Source organism: Streptomyces sp. NPDC023573 (genome assembly GCF_055559735.1).
This window is the reverse complement of the sequence record NZ_JBVHKB010000005.1, coordinates 172,327-192,230: the sequence shown is the minus strand read 5'-3', so window position 1 is coordinate 192,230 and position 19,904 is coordinate 172,327. Positions and strand designations below refer to the sequence as shown.

Below are 19,904 nucleotides of genomic sequence, written 5' to 3'. Positions count from 1 at the left end.
CCGGGAAGGGGGGCGGCGGGCGCGCTCGGTGCGGGAGGATCAGGCCTGCGGGGCGGCCTTGATCGCGGAGATGTCGAACGTCAGCTTGACCTTGTCGCTGACCATCACTCCGCCGGTCTCCAGAGCGGCGTTCCAGGTCAGGCCCCAGTCGGAGCGCAGGATGTTCGTGCTGCCCTCGAAGCCGACGCGCTCGTTGCCGTAGACGTCGGTGGCGGAGCCGTTGAACTCCAGGTCGATGGAGAGCGGGCGGGTGACGTCCTTGATCGTGAGGTCACCGGTGACGCGGTACGTGTCCCCGCCGAGCTGCTCGGCCCCGGTGGAGCGGAATGTCATCAGGGGGAACGTCTCGGCGTCGAAGAAGTCGCCGCTGACCAGGTGGCCGTCGCGGTCGGCGATGCCGGTGTCGACGCTGGAGATCTTCACGTCGATGGAGGCGGAGGAATTCGACGGGTCGGAGCCGTCCAGCTCCAGGGTGCCCTCGTGCTCACCGAAGGAGCCGCGCACGTTGGTGACCATGGCGTGACGCACGGTGAAACCGATGCTGCTGTGGGCCGGGTCGATCGTGTACGTGCCGGTCAGCGCGGCCAGCGCGGGGTCCACCGCGAGGGTGGCGGTGGCGGTCGGGGCGTCGTTGTTCTTGCGGTTGAACAGAGCCATGGCTCCTCCTCGGGGGACGGATTCAGACGAGTGGTCGCCGAAAGGTTGATTTAACCTTCAACGACTTCGACTGTAGACCCATCTTGTTCAAAGTTCAACATCAAGGGTCGGGTCATCCGAATCCACGGAAGGGCTGACGGGGGCCTCGGCGCGCCCCTGCTCAGGCCGGCCTACGGCCCGAAGGGTCCGGCACGCCGACCGTGCCGGACCACCCTTAAAGTTTCCCCATGGGTTTGACAGCAGGTCACGACGGAGGAGTCCTGCCCGGTCCGCCGGCTCCGGCGCAGGGCTGGCAGGCACCGAGCGCGGTCGAGCGGGGGCTGTACGAGGCGAAGGCGCGCGGCGACTGGCCCGCGTACTACGACCTCGTCGCCCGGGCCGACCTGTACATGTTGCAGTCGCGGGCGTACGTCGACGCGAACCCGGGCAGCAGCCGCTTCCATCCCTACTGGAACCCGCAGACCCAGAGCATGTGCCTGGCCGTTCATACCGGCGGCATGCTGCCGCCGCCGGTCGCCGACCCGGTCTACAACTGTTACGACCTGGGCTGGTTCGCAGGGGTCTGGGACCAGCACGACCCGCCCTACCTCGTCGTCAACCCCGGCAGCCCCTGCGAGGGCATCCTGCCGGCCGGGCCGGAGGGCCGTGCCCTGTGGCAGCGCCACTCCGCCCCGGTCGAACTGCCGGGACTGGCCCAGGACGCCGTCCACACCCTGGAGGTGGGCGGGCCACGCAGCGGTCCCGTCGCCTTCGGTCTCGCGGTCGGCGCGCACATCAACGTGCGCAACGGACGCTACTGGAACTCGATGGCCTACCACGGCAGCGGCTACCGCAACGAGAAGAACACGCTGGAACGCTGGTGGGGCGTCACCACCCGCGAGGACTGGCAGGACACGCAGGAACAGCTGCTGCGCGCCGGGATGGTCAGCGGCGTCTGGGAGTTCGTCCTGCAACTGCGCCGCTCCATGGCCCTGGACTTCGCGGGCCCCGTCGACGTCGACCACTGGCGCCAGGCCGCGGCGAATGTGGTGCGCCGACGCACCGAGGCCGCCGCCGAACCCCGCCTGACCGCGGACGGCGTCACCCAGGGCCACACCGTCACCGCCGCGGAGCTGGAGGGCCAAGTGACCGGCGTACAGCGGCTGATCGGCCGCATCGCCCGCTACGAGGCGCGGTTCCGCGCCGACGGCCTGCTACCCGAAGGAGGCTTCGTCCAGAGCGTCGAGGCCTGGGACTACGGCCGGGCTTCCGGCATGGCCCGCTGGGGCCTCGCCGCGCGCCTGTGCTCCCTGCAGGAGGCGGAGGCGGCAGTGGTCCGCGCCGGCCGGCTCGTCCGGCTCAACTACCGCTCGTGGGAGAGCTTCTCGGCCGCCTACGTTCTTGGCCGCTGCCTGCACTTCGACGAGGAGGAGTTCGGTGAGTGGTACGAGACTGTCCTCGCCACCCACCGCGCCCTGACCAGCGACCCGGCCAGCCCCTGGCGCACGCTCCCCTGGGCCTGAGGAGCCCGGCCTCGGTCGGGGGCCTGACCGTGGTGGCTCAGGGCTGGGGCGGGAGCAACCGTATGTGCCACACCCGCCCCCTGGCGGACGCGCGTAGAGCTGGGGCACTATCTCCCTGCCCGTAAATTGTCATGAGCAGGAGGATTCCCCCCATGCTGACCCGTCCCCGTCCCCGACTCCGCTCCGCCCTCACCGCTCTCGCACTCGTCCTCGGTGCGCTCTTCGCGCCCGGCGTCGGTGTCCTCGGCGGCGGCGCCACCGAGGCGCACGCCGTCACCAAGCTGACCCACTCGCAGGCGACCTCCCGTTTCAGCTCGTCCGGGATCACCTGGTCGTCCTCCGGCGGCTGTTCCAACCGGAACGTCTCCACCTGCACGTCCTTCGACCAGCTCAACCTGACCAGCGCCCAGGGCGCCCAGACTCTGAAGAGCGCCACGGGCTGCGCCCTGAACATCACCGGGGGCACCGAGACCGGACACGCCAGTGGCACGTACTCGCACTGGAACGGCTACAAGCTGGACTTCGGCAAGAGCACCTGCCTGACGAACTACGTGAAGGGCGTCTTCACCTACATCGGTGTGCGAGGCGACGGCGCCCCCCAGTACCGGTCCGGCTCCGGCAACGTCTACGCCGACGAGGGCAACCACTGGGACGTGACCTACTACAACTGCGGCGGCTGCTGAGCCCACGCCGTACGCACGAGGTGCCCCGTCCGGCCGGACGGGGCACCTCGTGCGTACGGGGGCCGGGATCAGACCTGCGGCTCCAGCGCCGGCCCGAGCGAGGCGAACTTCTCCTTGCTGACGATCCGGCGCGGCGGCCAGGTGATGTTCTCCGGCGGCCAGCTCTGGCCCGTCCTCTTCAGGAACCAGGCAGGCGGCTCGTACATCGGCGGCTCGTAGCCCTCCGGCAGCGCGGTCTTCCAGGTCAGACCCTCGGTCCGCCTCTCGAACTCCTCCCTGACGCCCCTCAGCAGTTCCGGCTTCACCAGGAGATCGACCGCCGTGGCCGCCAGATAGGACGCGGCGGCCTTGATCGCCGCGTGGGCGGGCGCCGATCCCGCGCAGGAGGCGGTCGACCAGGTGTGCATCTTCGACCCGATGGGGGCCACGGCCGCGCCCATGGAGACGGTCGGCACCCGCCAGCTGATATCGGCCACATCGGTGGAACCGCCGCCCATGAAGACGGGGTTGGGCGGCGCCAGCTCACCGATCCTGTCGTGCAGGCCGCTCTCCGGCAGCCCGAGCGAGACCTGGAGTTCCTTGGCCAGGCGCTGGGCGTCCTCGGAGAAGACCGGCGGCCCGATCTGCCGCATGTTGTCGTACATCAGCTCGGCGAACGCCCTGGAGGGGAGCTGGTTCCAGCAGGCCGAGGTGATCCGGTGCCGTACCGACGTGCGGCTGGCGGTCGCGGCCGCTTCCGAGACGGCGACGACCTTGTCCAGCAGTGAGGCGACCCGCTCGACGCTGCCCTCACGGACGTAGTAGGAGATCTCCGCGATCTCCGGCGTCACATTGGGGATGTCGCCACCGTTGTTGATCACCCAGTGCAGCCGCGCCGAAGGGCCCATGCTCTCCTCGCGGAGGAACTCCGACATGGTCGCCATCATCACGGCCGCGTCCAGCGCGCTCTTGTTGCCGAGCGGGGTGCCGCCGTGGCCGGCGACACCGAGGAAGGTGAAGGTGACGGCCGTCATCGCGTTCGAGGTGCCCCAGCCGGTGGCGTTGCCCGTCGAGGGATGCCAGTCGAGGAAGGCGTCGAGCCCGTCGTAGACGCCCTGGCTGACGGCGTACGTCTTGCCGATCAGCTGTTCCTCGGCGGTGGACCCGAAGAACTTCACCGTCACATCGAGCTTGTGGCGCCGGGACGCCTCCGCGACGGCTGCGGCGGCGGCCGCCGCAGCGGTTCCGAGCGCGCAGTGGCCGCAGCCGTGCCCGGCCCCGTAGCCCGGGGCGAACGGGTCGTGGACGTACTCCTTCGGGTCGTGCTCGCCCACGCCCTTGTTCTGGGACAGGCCGGGAAGGGCGTCGTACTCACCGCTGAAACCGATGACCGGACCGCCCTTGCCCCGCTTGAAGGTGGCCGTGAAGGCGGTGGGGAAGCCGGCCGTGCCGAACTCGACGTCGAAGCCGGCCTTGCGCAGGAAGTCGGCCTCGGCGAGCGAGGAGTTCCACTCCCGCAGGCTCAGCTCGGCGTGCTCCCAGATCTCGTCGTTCAGCCCGTTGATCCGGGACGCGTTCCGTTCGATCCAGCCGAGCGCCGTCCGCTTGGCCGCCGAGTCCTGGGCGAGCCCCTCGGGCGGGGTGTACGAGGCGGCGTCCACCGCCGCACCGGCGGCCTCGTCCGAGGCCGCCGCCATCGCCGGATCGGCGGTCGCGCCCACCGCCGTGGTGGCTATTCCGGCGGCCCCGAGCATCTGCATGATCCGGCGGCGGCTCAGCCCGTCGCCCGTGTGCACCGCATGGTCGTGGTCGCTGGGGTCATGCAGGTCACACACGGGCGCCTCCGAGGCCGATGGCATGTACAGGTACAGTGCCCGGCACTCTCCATCCCGGATGTTGCCAAGTCAAGAGCCCCGCGTAACCGCGGAGTTACGCGCTCCGATTGCGCCGCCGACGGGCGGCCCCGCCGAGGGGCCGCCCGCCTCGCGTCAGGAGCCCACGCTCACCGTGAAGCGGCGGGGGTTGCCGTCGTGCGCCGCCCCCGACACGTCCGGCTCGCCGTCCGGGCGTACGTCGTCGTAGGGGAAGGCGTAGCCGATCGGGGAGTTCGCGTGGACCACGCGTGACCAGTGGTTGGTCACCGCGCCCTTGTAGTAGTCCGCCACCGACGTGCCGTTCGGCTGGCTGGGGTGGCTGAGCATGATCGAGCGGTTGAAGCCCGCCGCGATCCTGGCCAGCAGGGCCTTCTTGTCGTCGGAGTCCCCGGGGTTGTTGGTGAAGGGGCCGTGGTTGCAGGTGAAGATGTCCTTCGACGTCGGCTTGACGAAGGTGTGGCCGCCCTCGAAGGTCAGGGTGTCCCCGCTGACCCGTCCGGCGAGCGTGCCCCGGCCGCCCTGAAGGTCGATCCGCAGGTCGGTGGAGCGGTACCTCTCCCAGACCTCGTCGATCTGCGCGGTGAACAGGTCGCGGAACGGCATCTCGGCCGGGCGGTCGAAGTACGGCGCCATCAGGTTCTGCGGCGAGACGACCCGCAGGACCTGCCCGTCCGAGCTCCGGGTGACCAGCTTGTCCCAGGGCTGCCCGTCGGAGGCCGCCTGGGCCGTGAGGTCGTCGGCGATGCGCTGGACCGCCCCGTCCGGGAGCGGGGCCACCGAGTGCGTGGCGTCGCCCTCCAGGGTCAGCCCGATCGGCAGCGCCGTCACCAGGTCGACGTAGCTGATGTTCGCGTAGAGCTGCTGCGGGTTGAAGGTGAACTCGCAGAACGACCAGGTCCTGCCGTAGTTCGGGTCGGTGGGCGTCGCGAAAGCCGGCTCGACCAGGGACGGGCCCGGGTTGAGATAGAAGTCCAGCTTGTCGTCGCGTACGAAGTAGACCCGCGCCCCGTACATCTGGGGCAGGGTCAGGACGACCGGGCCGGCTCCCGCGGCCTTCAGCGGGATGGCGCAGTCGACCGGCAGCGGGGTCTGCGGGGCGCCGGGGGAGTCGGGGCGGTAGACGCTGCCGTCCGGGCGCAGGAGCACCCATCGGTCGGTGCCCTGCTCGTGGCCGGTGACATAGGCGTGCACGGTGCCCGGCAACGACTTGTTCTCCAGGGCCAGTTCGCAGGTCGCGGGCGCGGCCGACGTGCGTGGGCTCAGGGCGCTGCCCCAGAGGGGGTAGGTGAGCGCGGTCGCGGAGGCGGCGGCGCCCGTCAGGAACATTCTGCGCGAAATCACGGAGGACTCCCGAGGTGTGGGGGGCCGCAGACAGGGGTCAGGGGTGGTGCGGGGAGGTGGAGCGGTGGGGGGCGTCTGCGGTGCGCACTACTCTTGCGACGGCTCCCGTGAGCGTCAAGAGTTAGGACTGAGAGCGCTCTCAAGAAGTTGCTGTTCTTCACAACTCGACGCCTCAGGACGGGTTTTGGCCACGCTTGGTGGATCGCCGTACGCACCGGGTGAACAGATGCTGAACGCGGCCGCCCCCGGTCCGGGGCGGGGCCATTCCGGTGGGTCCGGTCGTCCGCCCCGGTGGCTCCGCGGCGTGGCGCGCGGAGCGGCTTGTGGCCGAGGCCACATTCGGTGCTTTGTCGAAGCTCTACAACGCGGAAGCCCTGTGAGCTGGCAGATGGGATGCATGGTGCACCGCTTCTGTCAGGTGCCACCAGGAAACCGGGCAGGAGACTGTTCGGTGTGGACGGCAGGAATTGCGCGGTCGGGTTCGTAGGGTCGACGTATGACCGTTGTGGACGAAATCCCGGGCGAGCCGAGTGACACGCGTGGCCGGGTGGCCGAACTGCTGGCACTGCGTGAGCAGGCCCGGCGTGGACCGAGCGACCGGGCGACCGAGGCGCAGCACGCCAAGGGCAAGCTGACGGCGCGCGAGCGCATCGAGCTGCTGCTGGACGAGGGATCGTTCAAGGAGGTCGAGCAGCTGCGCCGGCACCGGGCGACCGGCTTCGGTCTGGAGGCCAAGAAGCCGTACACCGACGGTGTCATCACCGGCTGGGGCACTGTCGACGGCCGGACGGTCTTCGTCTACGCGCACGACTTCCGGATCTTCGGCGGGGCGCTGGGCGAGGCCCACGCCACGAAGATCCACAAGATCATGGACATGGCCATCTCGGCCGGTGCCCCGCTGGTCTCCCTGAACGACGGCGCCGGAGCCCGTATCCAGGAGGGCGTCAGCGCCCTCGCCGGCTACGGCGGGATCTTCCAGCGCAACACCCGGGCCTCCGGTGTCATCCCGCAGATCAGCGTGATGCTCGGCCCGTGCGCGGGCGGCGCGGCCTACAGCCCGGCGCTGACCGACTTCGTCTTCATGGTCCGCGAGACCTCGCAGATGTTCATCACCGGACCGGACGTCGTCAAGGCGGTCACCGGCGAGGAGATCACCCAGAACGGCCTCGGCGGCGCCGACGTGCACGCCGAGACCTCGGGCGTCGCGCACTTCGCGTACGACGACGAGGAGACCTGCATCGCCGAGGTCCGCTACCTGATCGGCATGCTCCCGTCCAACAACCGGGAGAACCCGCCCGTCGTCCCGAGCGACGACCCGGCCGACCGGCGCGGCGACGTCCTCCTGGACCTGGTCCCGGCCGACGGCAACCGCCCGTACGACATGCACAAGGTCATCGAGGAGCTCGTCGACGACGGCGACTTCCTGGAGATCCACGAGCGCTGGGCCCGCAACATCGTCTGCGCGCTGGCCCGGCTCGACGGCCAGGTCGTCGGCATCGTGGCCAACCAGCCGCAGGCGCTGGCCGGTGTCCTGGACATCGAGGCGTCCGAGAAGGCCGCGCGATTCGTCCAGATGTGTGATGCGTTCAACATCCCCATCGTCACTCTGCTGGACGTACCCGGCTTCCTGCCCGGCGTCGATCAGGAGCACGGTGGAATCATTCGGCACGGCGCGAAGCTGCTCTACGCGTACTGCAACGCCACCGTGCCGAGGATCTCGCTGATCCTGCGCAAGGCATACGGAGGCGCGTACATCGTCATGGACAGCCAGTCCATCGGCGCCGACCTCACCTACGCGTGGCCGACCAACGAGATCGCGGTGATGGGCGCCGAGGGCGCCGCCAACGTCATCTTCCGTCGGCAGATCGCCGACGCCGAGGACCCCGAAGCCATGCGGGCCCGCATGGTCAAGGAGTACAAGGCCGAGCTGATGCACCCCTACTACGCGGCCGAGCGCGGCCTGGTCGACGACGTCATCGACCCCGCCGAGACGCGCGAGGTGCTGATCGCCTCGCTCGCGATGCTCCGCAACAAGCACGCGGACCTGCCGTCCCGCAAGCACGGCAACCCCCCGCAGTAGTCGCCGGCCGCGGCGGCGACCCCGCCCACGTTCCGCGACCACTGCCCAGAAGACGGAGATATCCATGAGCGTCACCCCCGCCGATTCGGTCCTGCGCGTCGAGAAGGGCCAGGCCGGCCCCGAGGAGCTCGCCGCCATCACCGCGGTCCTGCTCGCCCGCGCGGCCGCACAGCCCGACGCGCCCGCCCGCCGCGGCCGCAGCACCGCCGGATGGCGCCGCCTGGAGCGCACCCCCGGCTTCCGCGCCCCGCACAGCTGGCAGGGCTGAGGAGCGGCCGCCGAGGCCGCTCCGGGGCCGACCGGCCCCCTTCACGCCGAAGGCCCCGTACTCCTTCCGAGGAGTACGGGGCCTTCGCCGTGTGCGGCGGCGGGGTCAGCGCAGGCGGGCCATGAGGGCGTGTTCGACCAGGGTGATCAGCGCGCTCTTGGCGTCCGCGCGGTGCCGGGCGTCCGTGGTGAGGATCGGGGTGTCCGGGCCGATCTGGAGTGCTTCGCGTACTTCGTCGGGTGTGTAGGGCTGGTGTCCGTCGAAGCCGTTGAGGGCGATGACGAAGGGGAGGCCGCTGTTCTCGAAGTAGTCGACGGCTGGGAAGCAGTCGGCGAGGCGGCGGGTGTCGACGAGGACGACGGCGCCGATGGCGCCGCGGACCAGGTCGTCCCACATGAACCAGAAGCGGTCCTGTCCGGGGGTGCCGAACAGGTAGAGGATCAGGTCCTGGTCCAGGGTGATGCGTCCGAAGTCCATGGCCACCGTGGTGGTGGTCTTGTCCCCGGTGTGGGTCAGGTCGTCGATGCCCGCGGACGCGGACGTCATCACGGCTTCGGTGCGCAGCGGATTGATCTCCGAAACGGCACCGACAAACGTGGTCTTACCCACGCCGAAGCCCCCTGCCACCACGATCTTCGCCGAGGTAGTGGAGCGGGCCGCTCCGCCGCTAGAGCTTGCGAAGTCCACTGAGCACCCTTTCGAGCAGTGTCACATCTGGCTGGCCGCCGGCGGCCTCGTCGCCGCCGGGCTGATGGATAGCGACGAGTCCGGCCTCGGCCAGGTCGGCGACGAGGATCCGGGCAACGCCGAGGGGGATCGAGAGCAGGGCCGAGACCTCGGCCACCGACTTGATCTCGATGCAGAGCCGGCAGATCCGCTGGTGCTCGGGCAGCTGCCCTTGCAGCCGGGCGGGATCGGCCGTGGTGCTGACCAGCGCCTCGATGGCGAGCTGGTACCGCGGCCGGGTCCGGCCGCCGGTCATGGCGTACGGACGGACCAGCGGGTTGTGAGCCGCGGGCTTCGACGGCTGGGGAGCCTGCCGCTGGACCGGCTGGATGCGCGAGGGCGGAGCCTCGTACCGCTGCGGCTGCTGCGGCCAGTCGTCACCCGGCGAACCCTGCTGCGGCTGCTGGTAGTGCTGCGGCTGCTCGTGCTGGGGGTGGTGCGGCTGCTGCTGCGGCCACCCGGAGCCCGGCTGCTGGGGCTGCGGCTGCCAGCTGCCCTGCTGGGGCTGCTGGTAGGGCTGATACGGCTGATAAGGGTCTTGCGGACCCTGTCTGCCGGGCATGGAGGGGTTGCCGAAACGATTGTCACCCTGCTCACCCGGAACCCGCTGACCGCCCTCGTACGGGTGTCCGCCTGTGGGTGCTGCCACGTTTCCTCCTCCGACTGCCGTTCGCCATCCCAGTGGTGCCGCGCCACCGCACCTTATGGCGCGGTGACGAGAAACGCACTGTCTGTCTTGTTAGTTAAGAAGACTTCCCTGGAGTTCGGCGCGGAGATCCGGGGTAAGAACACTTCCTGCACGATCCACGAGAAGTGCCATTTCATACCCAACCAGGCCGATATCGGCATCCGGGTGGGCGAGGACGGCGAGTGAAGATCCGTCAGAGATGGACATGATGAAGAGGAATCCTCGCTCCATCTCCACAACGGTCTGATTCACGGCACCGCCTTCGAAGATCCGTGAAGCACCCGCGGTCAGCGACGTCAGACCGGAGGCGACAGCCGCCAGCTGATCGGCGCGGTCCCGTGGGAAACCTTCGGACATCGCCAGCAGGAGTCCGTCGGCGGAGACCACCACCGTGTGCGACACCCCAGGGGTGTTGTCCACGAAGTTGGTGATCAACCAGTTCAGATTCTGCGCCGCCTGGCTCATCGGGCTCACACTAACGCTCCTGGTTGTAGGTATCACTTGCGTCCGACCCCGCGGTCCGTCCCCGCAGGACACCACGCCGCAGGTTGCTCAACCTGCCGCGCACGTCCTCGGGGGCGCGGGAGACCTGTGGGCCGCCCTGCTGGGTCTGCTCCGCCGTGCCCTCGACCAGATTGGCCTTGGGCACGCGCCGGGGGAGTCCGGAAGGGGTGATTCCGCCCGCCTTCGGATCCCGGAGCTTCTCGGCCCGCTCCCAGCGCTCGTCGTTCGACGAACGCCAGTCGTCGGGCTTCTCCCCGTCGGCATGCTCCGTCTGCTGCGCCTGCGGCTGTTCCTGCTGCGGCCGCTGCCGCTGCTCGGGTGCGGCAGGCTGATCGTTTCCGCGGCCGGTGGGCTGCCAGTGCTGCTGGCCCGCACCCCGGCGCGGGAGGCCCGCCTCGGTCAGGTCCTGACCGGGATTCGGGGTGGGCCCCGGGCTGTCGAAGCCTACGCGGTCCTGTGTCTCCGCGGGAGCTCCCGGAACCGCTGCCGCCCCGGGCTGCGCCAAGGGGTCGAACGCCCCCTGGTAGGAACCCTGGTCCGCCCAGCCGCCCTGGTGGGGAAGGTCCTCCTGCGGCGCGAACCGGTCGGCGTACTGCTCCTGCGTGCCGTCCGGGGAGGCGTACGAGGCTTCCGCGTAGGTGTTCTGCTGCGGGTCCTGGTAGCCGTTCCCGGCGGCGTACGGGTCGTAGCCGCCCTCGTAACCGGGCTGCGCGTACCCCTGCTGCTGCTCCGGGGCGTACTGCTCCTGGGCGTACTGCTGAGGGGCGTACTCCTGCTGCTGCCCGGTGCCGTCGTCCTGGAAGGACGGGCGCTCGCCGCCGGTCTGTGCCTCCAGCGCCGCCCGCCGTTCCTCACGCATGAGTGAACGGTTCACCGGGTCCAGCTGCGGGGAGTCGGCCACCGAGGTCTCGTAGCGCGAGTCGTCGAAGCCGAGCTCCGCCGCCGTACGCATCGGGACCTGCTGCGGCGGCATCGGGTCGAACGACTGCTGCTGCTCGGACATGATCGAGGAGACGGTGAAGTCGTCCTGGGGGAGCCCCTCGCCACCGCCACCGTGGGTGATGGCGTCCGGGAGCATGACCAGCGACGTGGTCCCCGCCTGCTCGCCCGAGGGGCGCAGCTGGACGCGGATGCCGTGCCGGTCGGCCAGCCGGCCGACCACGAACAGACCCATCCGCTGGGACACCGCGGCGTCCACGGTCGGCGGGTTGGCCAGCTTGTGGTTGATGTCCGCGAAGTCCTCGGCGGTGAGACCGATTCCCTTGTCGTGGATCTCGACCATCACCCGGCCGTCGGGCAGCCGGGTCGCGGTGACCCGGACCTTGGTCTGCGGCGAGGAGAACGTGGTGGCGTTCTCCAGCAGCTCGGCCAGCAGGTGCACGAGGTCGGTCACGGCCTGGCCGTGGATCTCGCTCTCCGGGACACCGGTGAGCTCGATGCGCTCGTAGGACTCCACCTCGGAGGAGGCGGCCCGCAGCACGTCGACGAGCGGCACCGGCTGGTTCCAGCGGCGGCCGGGCTCCTCGCCCGCGAGGACGAGCAGGTTCTCGCCGTTACGGCGCATACGCGTGGCCAGGTGGTCCAGCTTGAAGAGGCTCTCCAGCTGGTCCGGGTCGGCCTCGTTGTTCTCCAGGTCGGTGATGAGGGTCAGCTGGCCCTCGATGAGCGACTGGTTACGGCGCGACAGGTTGGTGAAGATCGCGTTGACGTTGCCCCGCAGCATGGCCTGCTCGGCGGCGAGCCGGACGGCCTCGCGGTGCACCTGGTCGAAGGCGCGGGCGACCTCGCCGATCTCGTCCTGGCTGTTGATCGGGATCGGCTGCACCCGGGTGTCCACCCGGCCCGGCTCGGTCCGCGACAGCTGGTCGACCAGCATCGGCAGCCGCTGCTCGGCGATGCCGAAGGCGGCGGTACGCAGCTGACGCATCGAGCGGCTCATCTGGCGGGCCATGAGGCCGGCGATGATGAAGGCGGCCAGCAGCGAGACGATCACGATCGCCGCGTTGAGGATGGCGTCGTTCCTGGCGTCGGTCGAGATCTCGGCCGCCTCGGCCACGGCCTTGTCGACGAGCTCGTTCTCCACCGTCGTGTAGCCGTCGAACTTCGCCGTGGCCGCGGCCATCCAGGTCTCGGGGGTGATCCCCTTGGCCTTCAGGGCGTCGGGCTGCTTGCCCTGCCCGATCTGCTGGGCCATGCCGTCGAAGACCGAGCCGTCGATGCTCGGAGGCGCCACGAAGGGCTTGCCGGCGGCCTTGGCCTGCGCCTGGGCGGCCTTCAGCTGCTTGGCTCCCTCGGCCGCCTTGGCGGCCATGACCTCCTTGAGCCGGGCGGCGTCGGCCTCCGTACCACCGGAGACGAACTCGCCGAGGGCGATCTGCTCCAGGTAGTTGTACGAGCTGAAAGCCGTCACCTGGCCGTTGAAGTTGCGCTCCTCCTGGCTCGGACGCACCAGCAGGTGCATACCGATCGAGCGCTGGAGCGATTCGGCGGCCTTGGCCAGCTCGATCGCGTACACGGTCCGGCCGTAGCTGGTGATGTTGCCGGTGCCCAGGCCGAGCTCGTTGGAGAACTCCATCAGCGAGTGCTGGACCTTGGTGTAGCCCTCTTCCGTCTTCACCGGGTCCATGGCCTCGGCGTAGGCGGCCTTGCGCAGCTCGGGAAGGAGCGGCTCCTCCACCTTGAACAGCTTCAGACGGCGGTGGAGACCCTCCTTGTCCGGCATGTTCTGCACAGCGGCGTCGAACTTCGACGCGGCCGTGTCCGTGGTGGCGCGGACCTTCTCCACCTCTGCGGCGGTGCGCTTGTTGGACAGCAGCGGTTCGGCGGTGAGGTCGCGCTCGTTCAGCAGCGCCTGCCCGTACGCCGCCGCCGCGCGGACGACCAGGGCCGTCTTCTCGGCGTCCTGGGCCTCGTTCCAGGTGTCTATGGACCCCTTCACCTGGAAGCCGCCCATGACGAGACCGACGAGTGCCGGGATCAGGAGAATCGCGTTCAGCCGGGTGGGCACCCGCCAGTTCCGCGGGGACAGCCGACTGGTGCTGCCGCCTGCCGGTTCCGCCTCGGACGACGTGTCCGCGGGCGGGGACAGCGCGGCGCGCGGCGGCGGCGTGAAGTTGCCCCGCTCCGGCTGGGCCGCGGAGCCCTCGTTGCTTCGCCTCACTCGACCAACAACCTCTCGGCGTCGGCACCTACGTTGTGCCGGATTATCGTTCAGGAGCCGTACTACTGGGTAGTTCGAGGCATTGCAGCACGCGGACCGGTCGCGTTCCAAACAGTCGGAATGAGTAATTCCGCCTGTGACCCGACGCCGATAAAACGGGCATAAAGAACGAGCCCCGTCAAAAGGCGAGGCTCGTATGAGCGCAGTGGTACCGGCCGTGCGCGTCGGGTATTGATCGGGCTCCAATTCTCTGTCGAAATGTTATGAACACGGGGGCGGATCGTGTCAAAGGACACAGGCCGCCCCCGCTTGACTACAGCAAGTACCGTAGATCGCTGCCGACTTACGGCTACTTCAGCCGGGCCATGAGGGCGTGTTCGACCAGGGTGATCAGGCCGCTCTTGGCGTCCGCGCGGTGCCGGGCGTCCGTCGTGATGATCGGGGCGTCGGGGCCGATCTGGAGTGCTTCGCGTACTTCGTCGGGTGTGTAGGGCTGGTGTCCGTCGAAGCCGTTGAGGGCGATGACGAAGGGGAGGCCGCTGTTCTCGAAGTAGTCGACGGCTGGGAAGCAGTCGGCGAGGCGGCGGGTGTCGACGAGGACGACGGCGCCGATGGCGCCGCGGACCAGGTCGTCCCACATGAACCAGAAGCGGTCCTGTCCGGGGGTGCCGAACAGGTAGAGGATCAGGTCCTGGTCCAGGGTGATGCGTCCGAAGTCCATGGCCACCGTGGTGGTGGTCTTGTCCCCGGTGTGGGTCAGGTCGTCGATGCCCGCGGACGCGGACGTCATCACGGCTTCGGTGCGCAGCGGATTGATCTCCGAAACGGCACCGACGAACGTGGTCTTGCCCACGCCGAAGCCCCCTGCCACCACGATCTTCGCCGAGGTGGTGGCACGGGCCGTCCCCGTCCCGCCGCTAGAGCTTGCGAAGTCCACTGAGCACCCTTTCGAGCAGTGTCACATCCGGCGCGCCGCCGGTCTCTCCGTTGCCCGGCTGGTGAATGGCCACCATGCCGGCTTCCGCCAGGTCCGCCACGAGGATCCGTGCCACACCGAGGGGCATGGACAGCAGGGCCGAGACCTCGGCCACCGACTTGACCTCGCGGCACAGGTGGCAGATCCGCTGGTGCTCGGGGAGCAGGGTTCCGAGGTGGGCGGGGTCCGCTGTGGTGCTGACCAGTGCCTCTATCGCGAGCTGATAGCGAGGCCGGGTCCGGCCGCCGGTCATGGCGTACGGACGGACCAGCGGCTGGTCACCTTCACCGTCGTACGACGCGTGGTGCAGTGCGCCGTACGGATCGGGTGAGGCGGGTGGCGGGGTCATAAATCCTCCGGGCGTGACAGCAGGGTGTCGGCTTGCCGTCTGAAGGTGGCCGGTGAGGGGCTGTGTCGGCCGGACGGGTGAGGGTTTTGAGTAGTACCTGGGGGGATCGCGTCAAGTGTCTGCCGCATGGCCGTCTAGTGGAGCAGACTTCCTTGTAGTTCGGCACGGAGATCAGGGGTGAGGACGGTCCCCGCACGGTCGACGAGGAGTGCCATCTCGTACCCGACCAGACCGATGTCCGCGTCCGGGTGGGCGAGCACGGCGAGTGACGAGCCGTCGGAGATGGACATGAGGAAGAGGAAACCTCTCTCCATCTCCACGACCGTCTGGCTCACGGCGCCGCCTTCGAAGATCCGTGAGGCACCCGCGGTCAGCGACGTCAGACCGGAGGCGACAGCCGCCAGCTGGTCGGCGCGGTCGCGCGGGAAACCTTCGGACATCGCCAGCAGCAGGCCATCCGCGGAGACCACCACTGTGTGGGACACCCCTGGGGTGTTGTCCACGAAATTGGTGATCAGCCAGTTCAGATTCTGCGCGGCCTGACTCATGGGGCTCAACTAACGCTCCTGCTGGTGAGTGGGGCCGAGTTGGAAACTGCCGGTAGACGGGCCGGTGTTGGCCTGTCGTCCCTGCTGGATGCCCCGGCGGAGATTGGTCAGACGCCCGCGTACGTCATCCGGCGCACGCGAAACCTGAGGTCCGGACTGATGATTCTGCTGTTGAGCAGTGCCCGGAACCAAATTGGCACGTGGGACACGGCGCGGCAGTCCGGAAGTGGTGATCCCGCCGGCGGCGGGCTTCTTGACCCGCTCCGCCTGCCGTACGAGGTCGTCGTTGGGCGAAGCACGCCATGAACTGGTGGCTCCGGTGTCGGCCGCACCACGCCGCGGCATGGTCGGCGGCGGGCCGGCGGCGGGCTGGGGAGCGGCCGGTGCCTGCGGCTCCGCGGCGGGCGGCTGCTGGCCACCCTGCTGCGGTCCGTGGAACCAGTTCGTCTCCAGCGTGTCGTACAGCGGCGTACGCCCGTCACCAGGGCCGGCCGGCGGCAGCACCTCGGGCTGCTGCGGCAGGGCCGGGCGCTGCGGCAGTTCACCCGTGGAGGGGGCCGGCGGACGCGGCGCGCCGAAGTCGGCGTTGTCGGAGCGGCGCGGTGCCGGGGCCTGCGGGCGCTGCGGACCCTGGGCACCGAAGCCCTGGTCCTGCTGGGGACGGTTGCCGAAGCCCTGGTCCTGCGGCAGCGGGGCGTTGAAGTCCGGGCGGGCGAACTGCGCGGTGCTGGCCGGGTCCTGCCCCTGGGGGGCGTGGGGTGCCTGCGGTGCCTGCGGCGCCGAGAAGTCCGGGCGGGCGAACTCCGCGGTGGCGCCGGGGCCCTGACGGTCGTTCATCGGCGGACGCTGGTTCGGCGGGCTGAACGGCTGGTCCGGGGCGGAGGTGCCCGGCCGGGTGAACCGGCCGGCCTCGTGCTCCTCGTGACCGCGCGGCGAGTCCGGCTGCGCGCGTCGGGGAGAACCCTGCTCCTCGACGCCCCAGCTCGTGCTCTGCGGGCGCTGCGGCTGCGGGTTGCCGCCGGGCAGTTCGGCCCGGGGGCCGCCGGAGGGCGGCAGCTGGCGGCCGGGGCCGCCGGGCTGCTGCGGGCCGCCCTGGCCGGGCTGGTTGCCCTGGCCGAGCTGGGCCTGCTGCGGCTGCTGGGCCTGGCGTCCGGGCTGGCCGCCCTGCTGGCCGGAGTGGCCGAAGAGGTTGGGCCGGCCAGAGTCGGCACCGGCCGAGGGGTCCTGCGGGGGGCGTGCGCCGGGGCGGGCACCGCCGGCGAAGGCGCCGGCGAGGCCGCCGCCCTGGCGCGGGGCGTCGGAGCGGCCCTGGCCGGGCAGGCCGGGTCCCTGCTGGCCCGGGTTCTGCTGGCCGGGTCCCTGCTGCGGCGGACGCTGTCCGCCGTCACGCGTGGGCAGTGCGGCGTCACGCGTGGGCAGCGCGGCCCGGGGGGCCGAGCCCGCGCCGACCTGGCCGCGCGGGGCGGCCGAGCCCAGGCCCTTGGCCGGAGCCGCGGGAGGACCGGAGAGCCCGGGACGCTGGCCGCCCGCGGCGGGAGCGCCACCGCCGGCGAGGAGTCCGCCCGGGGCGCCGGCCTGCGGGCCCTTGCCCTGCTGGCCCGGCTTCGACGGCTGCTTGCCGCCGTGCGCGACCTCCATGGGCAGCATGACCAGTGCGGTCGTACCGCCGGAGTCGGAGGGGCGGAGCTGGATGCGGATGCCGTGACGCAGGGACAGCCGGCCGACCACGAAGAGACCCATGCGGCGGGAGACCGAGACGTCCACGGTGGGCGGCGAGGCGAGCCGCTCGTTGATCGCGGCCAGGTCCTCGGGGGAGAGGCCGATGCCGGTGTCGTGGATCTCGACGAGCACACGGCCGTCGGGCAGCGCGTGACCGGTGACCCGGACCTTCGTCTGCGGCGAGGAGAACGACGTGGCGTTCTCCAGCAGCTCGGCGAGGAGGTGCACGAGGTCGTTGACGACGCGGCCCGCGACCTCGGTGGCGGGCACCGCGGCCAGTTCGATGCGCTCGTACTGCTCCACCTCGGAGGCGGCGGCACGGAGCACGTCGACCAGCGGCACGGGCCGGGTCCAGCGACGGCCGGGCTCCTCGCCCGCGAGGACGAGGAGGTTCTCGCCGTTACGGCGCATACGGGTCGCGAGGTGGTCGAGCTTGAAGAGCGAGGACAGCTGGTCCGGGTCGGCCTCGCGGGACTCCAGTTCGGAGATGAGCGAGAGCTGACGCTGGATGAGGCCCTGGCTGCGGCGCGAGAGGTTGGTGAACATCGCGTTGACGTTGCCTCGCAGCAGCGCCTGCTCGGCGGCCAGCCGGACCGCCTCGCGGTGCACGTCGTCGAAGGCCGCGGCCACCTGGCCGATCTCGTCCCGGGAGTGCACACCGACCGACTCGACGGAGGTGTCGACGTCCTGCGGGTCCGTCTCGGAGAGCTGGCGGACGAGCTCGGGCAGCCGGTCCTGGGCGACCCGGGTCGCGGTGTCCTGCAGCCGTCGCAGGGAGCGGATCATGGACCGCGCCACGACGAAGGCGCCGACCAGCGACACACCGAGGACGATCAGGATGATCGCACCGTTGAGGATCGCGTCGCGCTGCGACTCCTCCTTGAGCTCGCGGGCCTTGCTCTCCATCTCACCGAGGAGCGTCTCCTCGATGGTCTTCATGGCCTGGATCTTGTTGGAGCTCTGGTCGTACCAGTCCATGTACGTACGCGTCTTGCCGGCGCCCTCCATGCCGAGGGGGCTGTCGAGCACCTTCTTCGCGTACATGTCGGCGGCGGTTATCTCGGGATTCCCGTTGTCCAGCGGTGCCAGCAGCTCGGCGGAGCTCCTGCCGGTGGACGAATACGTCGTCTCGAAGGTCTTGAGGGTCGTGCCCGCCTTGTTCAGCGCGTTGCGGCCGAACGACTGGTCGTTGGGGTTCAGGTGCGTCTTGGTGCTGTCGCCGCCGGGCAGCGCCGCGGCGATGATGGCGCGCTCGACGGAGGCGTACTCCTTCGAGGAGGAGAAGGCGGCCAGCGCACGCGTCCGCTTGATCATCTCCGGGCTGCTGGTGGCCTGCGCCATGTCCTGCGAAAGGCTCAGCAGCGACGTGATCAGCTGGCTGTACTGGTCGATCGTGTTGAGACTCGGGCTGTTTCCGGCGTAGGCGTCCTTACGGATGCTGGTGATGTTGCCCAGCTGCGTGCCTATCTGGCTGACGCTCGCGTGGATGCTGTCCAGGGCCGCGTCGCCGGGGGTGTTGCCGATGTCGTCGGTCGCCTCGAAGAAGGCGGCCTTGGCGCGGTCGGTGCGCTCCCGGGGCTGGGTGACCTTGTAGTCGGTCGCCTTCACGCCGTTCGACAGGGGGCCGGCCGACTTGTCGCGCTCCTCCTGGAGCGCGTTGGCGAGCGCGGTCGCCTTCTTGGTCATCTGGGTCAGCAGCTGCATGTGCTCCAGCTGGTCCATGTCGTTCATGGACTCGTTGATCCGCAGTCCGCCCAGCGTGGTCGCCGCGACCACGGGGAGGGCGAGCAGGGAGACCAGACGGGTGCTGATGCGCCAGTTGCGCAGTGCCAGCCGTGAACCGGCGGTGGTGGGACCGGCCGGCTTCAGGGGCGGCGGCGTGGCCTCCGCGCCGGCGGCGCCCGTCGTGCCGGAACGCTGCGCGCGGTCGGCGCCGTCACCGGAGGCACCGGGATTCTGGGCGTGCTGGGGCGAGGAACCGCGGTCGTTCCCGCCGCGCGGTTCCTGATCCGCCGGGGTTTCCCCTCGGCCCTGGCGGGGCTGGGGCGACCCCATGCCATCCCTCTTGAAACGTCCCTGCACTAGCGTCGCAACCTCTGGACCAGGCGTCCCTCCGCGCATGCGCGACGGGACGGTGTCGGCGTCGTGGGGCGCTGGACGCGCCCCATGGTGGTCGTGAGTGACCGGCGTACTTCCCCCTCCCGCCGCCACTCGGCGCTGCGTTGCGCCCCTGCGCGCTGGGCCTGAAACCCGCGGCGGTGCGTGGAATTCCAGCACAGTGGAGGATCTCCAACAAGGCCCGCGTACCGGGCTGTGACCTGGATGACACGGTGTGATGGCCGGGTAACAAGGCGTGGAACGTGTTCAGGGTCAAACCGGGCGATTGCGGGTGTGGTCACAGGGGGCAGCCGGTGTCCCAGACGCCATGATCGGGAGCGGAATGGGGGATTCGAGGCCGTATTGTCTGGTTTGCATCTCATGATCAACTGCCTGCAATGGGTGTTTTGTCGGCAAGTTCGTGAGCAAACTCACATGATGATCGCCGTCTCATCCCGGCCAAGGCCGGGAATCGGATGTTTAGCCTGGCGCTTTACAGGGATAGCGAATCCGACAACCGGCGCGCCTCCGGGCAGCGCCCCAGCGGCAAGGACCCATACGGCAGATGAAGACGACGATGATTTTCCGCAACATCGCCAACCCCCGGCGCACCACGCTGGCGCACCTCGAGGACGCCGAGGCGCTGCAGACGCCGGAGCGGCGGGAGCACACCGTCGACCTGCCCACCCAGACGGCCAACCCGCGCCGCACGATCCTCATGGAAGCCCCGGTGGCCGCGGCGGCGCAGTAGCC

At 69.9% G+C, this 19,904-nt stretch carries 16 protein-coding genes; 5 read left to right on the top strand and 11 right to left on the bottom strand.

Annotation, left to right across the window (positions count from 1 at the left end; genetic code table 11):
* Positions 1-39 precede the first annotated feature (39 nt).
* Positions 40-657, bottom strand: coding sequence for a YceI family protein (locus tag ACZ32T_RS17930; protein ID WP_467265738.1), 618 nt, complete (start codon positions 655-657; stop codon positions 40-42).
* Between the two features lie 227 nt (positions 658-884).
* Here ACZ32T_RS17930 and ACZ32T_RS17925 point away from each other — a divergent pair, with 227 nt between their 5' ends.
* Complete coding sequence (locus ACZ32T_RS17925) at positions 885-2,159, top strand: DUF1266 domain-containing protein (RefSeq protein WP_467265736.1); 1,275 nt, start codon at positions 885-887, stop codon at positions 2,157-2,159.
* 152 nt (positions 2,160-2,311) lie between these two features.
* A complete protein-coding gene (locus ACZ32T_RS17920) occupies positions 2,312-2,842 on the top strand; it encodes a hypothetical protein (protein ID WP_467367711.1) in 531 nt (176 codons plus the stop codon).
* A gap of 68 nt (positions 2,843-2,910) precedes the next feature.
* On the opposite strand, the gene ACZ32T_RS17915 is transcribed toward ACZ32T_RS17920, so the two are convergent.
* Together ACZ32T_RS17915 and ACZ32T_RS17910 are read right to left on the bottom strand one after the other, a co-directional pair.
* Positions 2,911-4,656, bottom strand: a complete 1,746-nt coding sequence (locus ACZ32T_RS17915; RefSeq protein WP_467265734.1) for an amidohydrolase — start codon at positions 4,654-4,656, stop codon at positions 2,911-2,913.
* Between the two features lie 153 nt (positions 4,657-4,809).
* Complete coding sequence (locus ACZ32T_RS17910) at positions 4,810-6,021, bottom strand: glycoside hydrolase family 64 protein (protein WP_467266231.1); 1,212 nt, start codon at positions 6,019-6,021, stop codon at positions 4,810-4,812.
* Positions 6,022-6,532: 511 nt separating this feature from the next.
* Here ACZ32T_RS17910 and ACZ32T_RS17905 point away from each other — a divergent pair.
* Positions 6,533-8,116, top strand: a complete 1,584-nt coding sequence (locus ACZ32T_RS17905; RefSeq protein WP_467265732.1) for an acyl-CoA carboxylase subunit beta — start codon at positions 6,533-6,535, stop codon at positions 8,114-8,116.
* Positions 8,117-8,180: 64 nt separating this feature from the next.
* Positions 8,181-8,384: an acyl-CoA carboxylase subunit epsilon gene (locus ACZ32T_RS17900; protein WP_104789387.1), complete on the top strand. Its 204-nt coding sequence runs from the start codon at positions 8,181-8,183 to the stop codon at positions 8,382-8,384.
* A 105-nt stretch (positions 8,385-8,489) separates the two neighbouring features.
* Here ACZ32T_RS17900 and ACZ32T_RS17895 read toward each other — a convergent pair whose 3' ends face one another.
* The 8 genes from ACZ32T_RS17895 to ACZ32T_RS17860 form a co-directional block, all read right to left on the bottom strand.
* Positions 8,490-9,071, bottom strand: a complete 582-nt coding sequence (locus ACZ32T_RS17895; protein WP_014048542.1) for a GTP-binding protein — start codon at positions 9,069-9,071, stop codon at positions 8,490-8,492.
* Positions 9,052-9,759: a DUF742 domain-containing protein gene (locus ACZ32T_RS17890; RefSeq protein WP_467367709.1), complete on the bottom strand. Its 708-nt coding sequence runs from the start codon at positions 9,757-9,759 to the stop codon at positions 9,052-9,054. Before ACZ32T_RS17890 ends, ACZ32T_RS17895 begins: the two co-directional genes overlap by 20 nt.
* A 90-nt stretch (positions 9,760-9,849) precedes the next feature.
* Positions 9,850-10,263: a roadblock/LC7 domain-containing protein gene (locus ACZ32T_RS17885; RefSeq protein ID WP_006127847.1), complete on the bottom strand. Its 414-nt coding sequence runs from the start codon at positions 10,261-10,263 to the stop codon at positions 9,850-9,852.
* 10 nt (positions 10,264-10,273) lie between these two features.
* Positions 10,274-13,462, bottom strand: coding sequence for a sensor histidine kinase (locus ACZ32T_RS17880; protein WP_467367706.1), 3,189 nt, complete (start codon positions 13,460-13,462; stop codon positions 10,274-10,276).
* A gap of 349 nt (positions 13,463-13,811) precedes the next feature.
* Positions 13,812-14,399 (bottom strand): GTP-binding protein, encoded by a 588-nt coding sequence (locus ACZ32T_RS17875; protein ID WP_351276111.1) that lies wholly within the window; start codon positions 14,397-14,399, stop codon positions 13,812-13,814.
* Positions 14,380-14,787, bottom strand: a complete 408-nt coding sequence (locus tag ACZ32T_RS17870) for a DUF742 domain-containing protein (RefSeq protein WP_072487285.1) — start codon at positions 14,785-14,787, stop codon at positions 14,380-14,382. Before ACZ32T_RS17870 ends, ACZ32T_RS17875 begins: the two co-directional genes overlap by 20 nt.
* Positions 14,788-14,921: 134 nt before the next feature.
* Complete coding sequence (locus ACZ32T_RS17865; protein WP_006127850.1) at positions 14,922-15,335, bottom strand: roadblock/LC7 domain-containing protein; 414 nt, start codon at positions 15,333-15,335, stop codon at positions 14,922-14,924.
* Positions 15,336-15,344: 9 nt separating this feature from the next.
* Positions 15,345-19,109 (bottom strand): sensor histidine kinase, encoded by a 3,765-nt coding sequence (locus ACZ32T_RS17860; protein WP_467265726.1) that lies wholly within the window; start codon positions 19,107-19,109, stop codon positions 15,345-15,347.
* A 607-nt stretch (positions 19,110-19,716) separates the two neighbouring features.
* Between ACZ32T_RS17860 and ACZ32T_RS17855 the strand changes: the two genes are divergently transcribed.
* Complete coding sequence (locus tag ACZ32T_RS17855; protein ID WP_467265724.1) at positions 19,717-19,902, top strand: hypothetical protein; 186 nt, start codon at positions 19,717-19,719, stop codon at positions 19,900-19,902.
* Positions 19,903-19,904 lie beyond the last annotated feature (2 nt).

Excerpts from the sequence above, each read along its gene's own strand:
- ACZ32T_RS17860 (WP_467265726.1), bottom strand. The coding sequence starts at position 19,109 with ATGGGGTCGCCCCAGCCCCGCCAGGGCCGAGGGGAAACCCCGGCGGAT.
- ACZ32T_RS17910 (WP_467266231.1), bottom strand. The coding sequence starts at position 6,021 with ATGTTCCTGACGGGCGCCGCCGCCTCCGCGACCGCGCTCACCTACCCC.
- ACZ32T_RS17920 (WP_467367711.1), top strand. The coding sequence starts at position 2,312 with ATGCTGACCCGTCCCCGTCCCCGACTCCGCTCCGCCCTCACCGCTCTC.
- ACZ32T_RS17885 (WP_006127847.1), bottom strand. The coding sequence starts at position 10,263 with ATGAGCCAGGCGGCGCAGAATCTGAACTGGTTGATCACCAACTTCGTG.
- ACZ32T_RS17865 (WP_006127850.1), bottom strand. The coding sequence starts at position 15,335 with ATGAGTCAGGCCGCGCAGAATCTGAACTGGCTGATCACCAATTTCGTG.
- ACZ32T_RS17930 (WP_467265738.1), bottom strand. The coding sequence starts at position 657 with ATGGCTCTGTTCAACCGCAAGAACAACGACGCCCCGACCGCCACCGCC.
- ACZ32T_RS17925 (WP_467265736.1), top strand. The coding sequence starts at position 885 with ATGGGTTTGACAGCAGGTCACGACGGAGGAGTCCTGCCCGGTCCGCCG.
- ACZ32T_RS17870 (WP_072487285.1), bottom strand. The coding sequence starts at position 14,787 with ATGACCCCGCCACCCGCCTCACCCGATCCGTACGGCGCACTGCACCAC.
- ACZ32T_RS17855 (WP_467265724.1), top strand. The coding sequence starts at position 19,717 with ATGAAGACGACGATGATTTTCCGCAACATCGCCAACCCCCGGCGCACC.
- ACZ32T_RS17900 (WP_104789387.1), top strand. The coding sequence starts at position 8,181 with ATGAGCGTCACCCCCGCCGATTCGGTCCTGCGCGTCGAGAAGGGCCAG.
- ACZ32T_RS17905 (WP_467265732.1), top strand. The coding sequence starts at position 6,533 with ATGACCGTTGTGGACGAAATCCCGGGCGAGCCGAGTGACACGCGTGGC.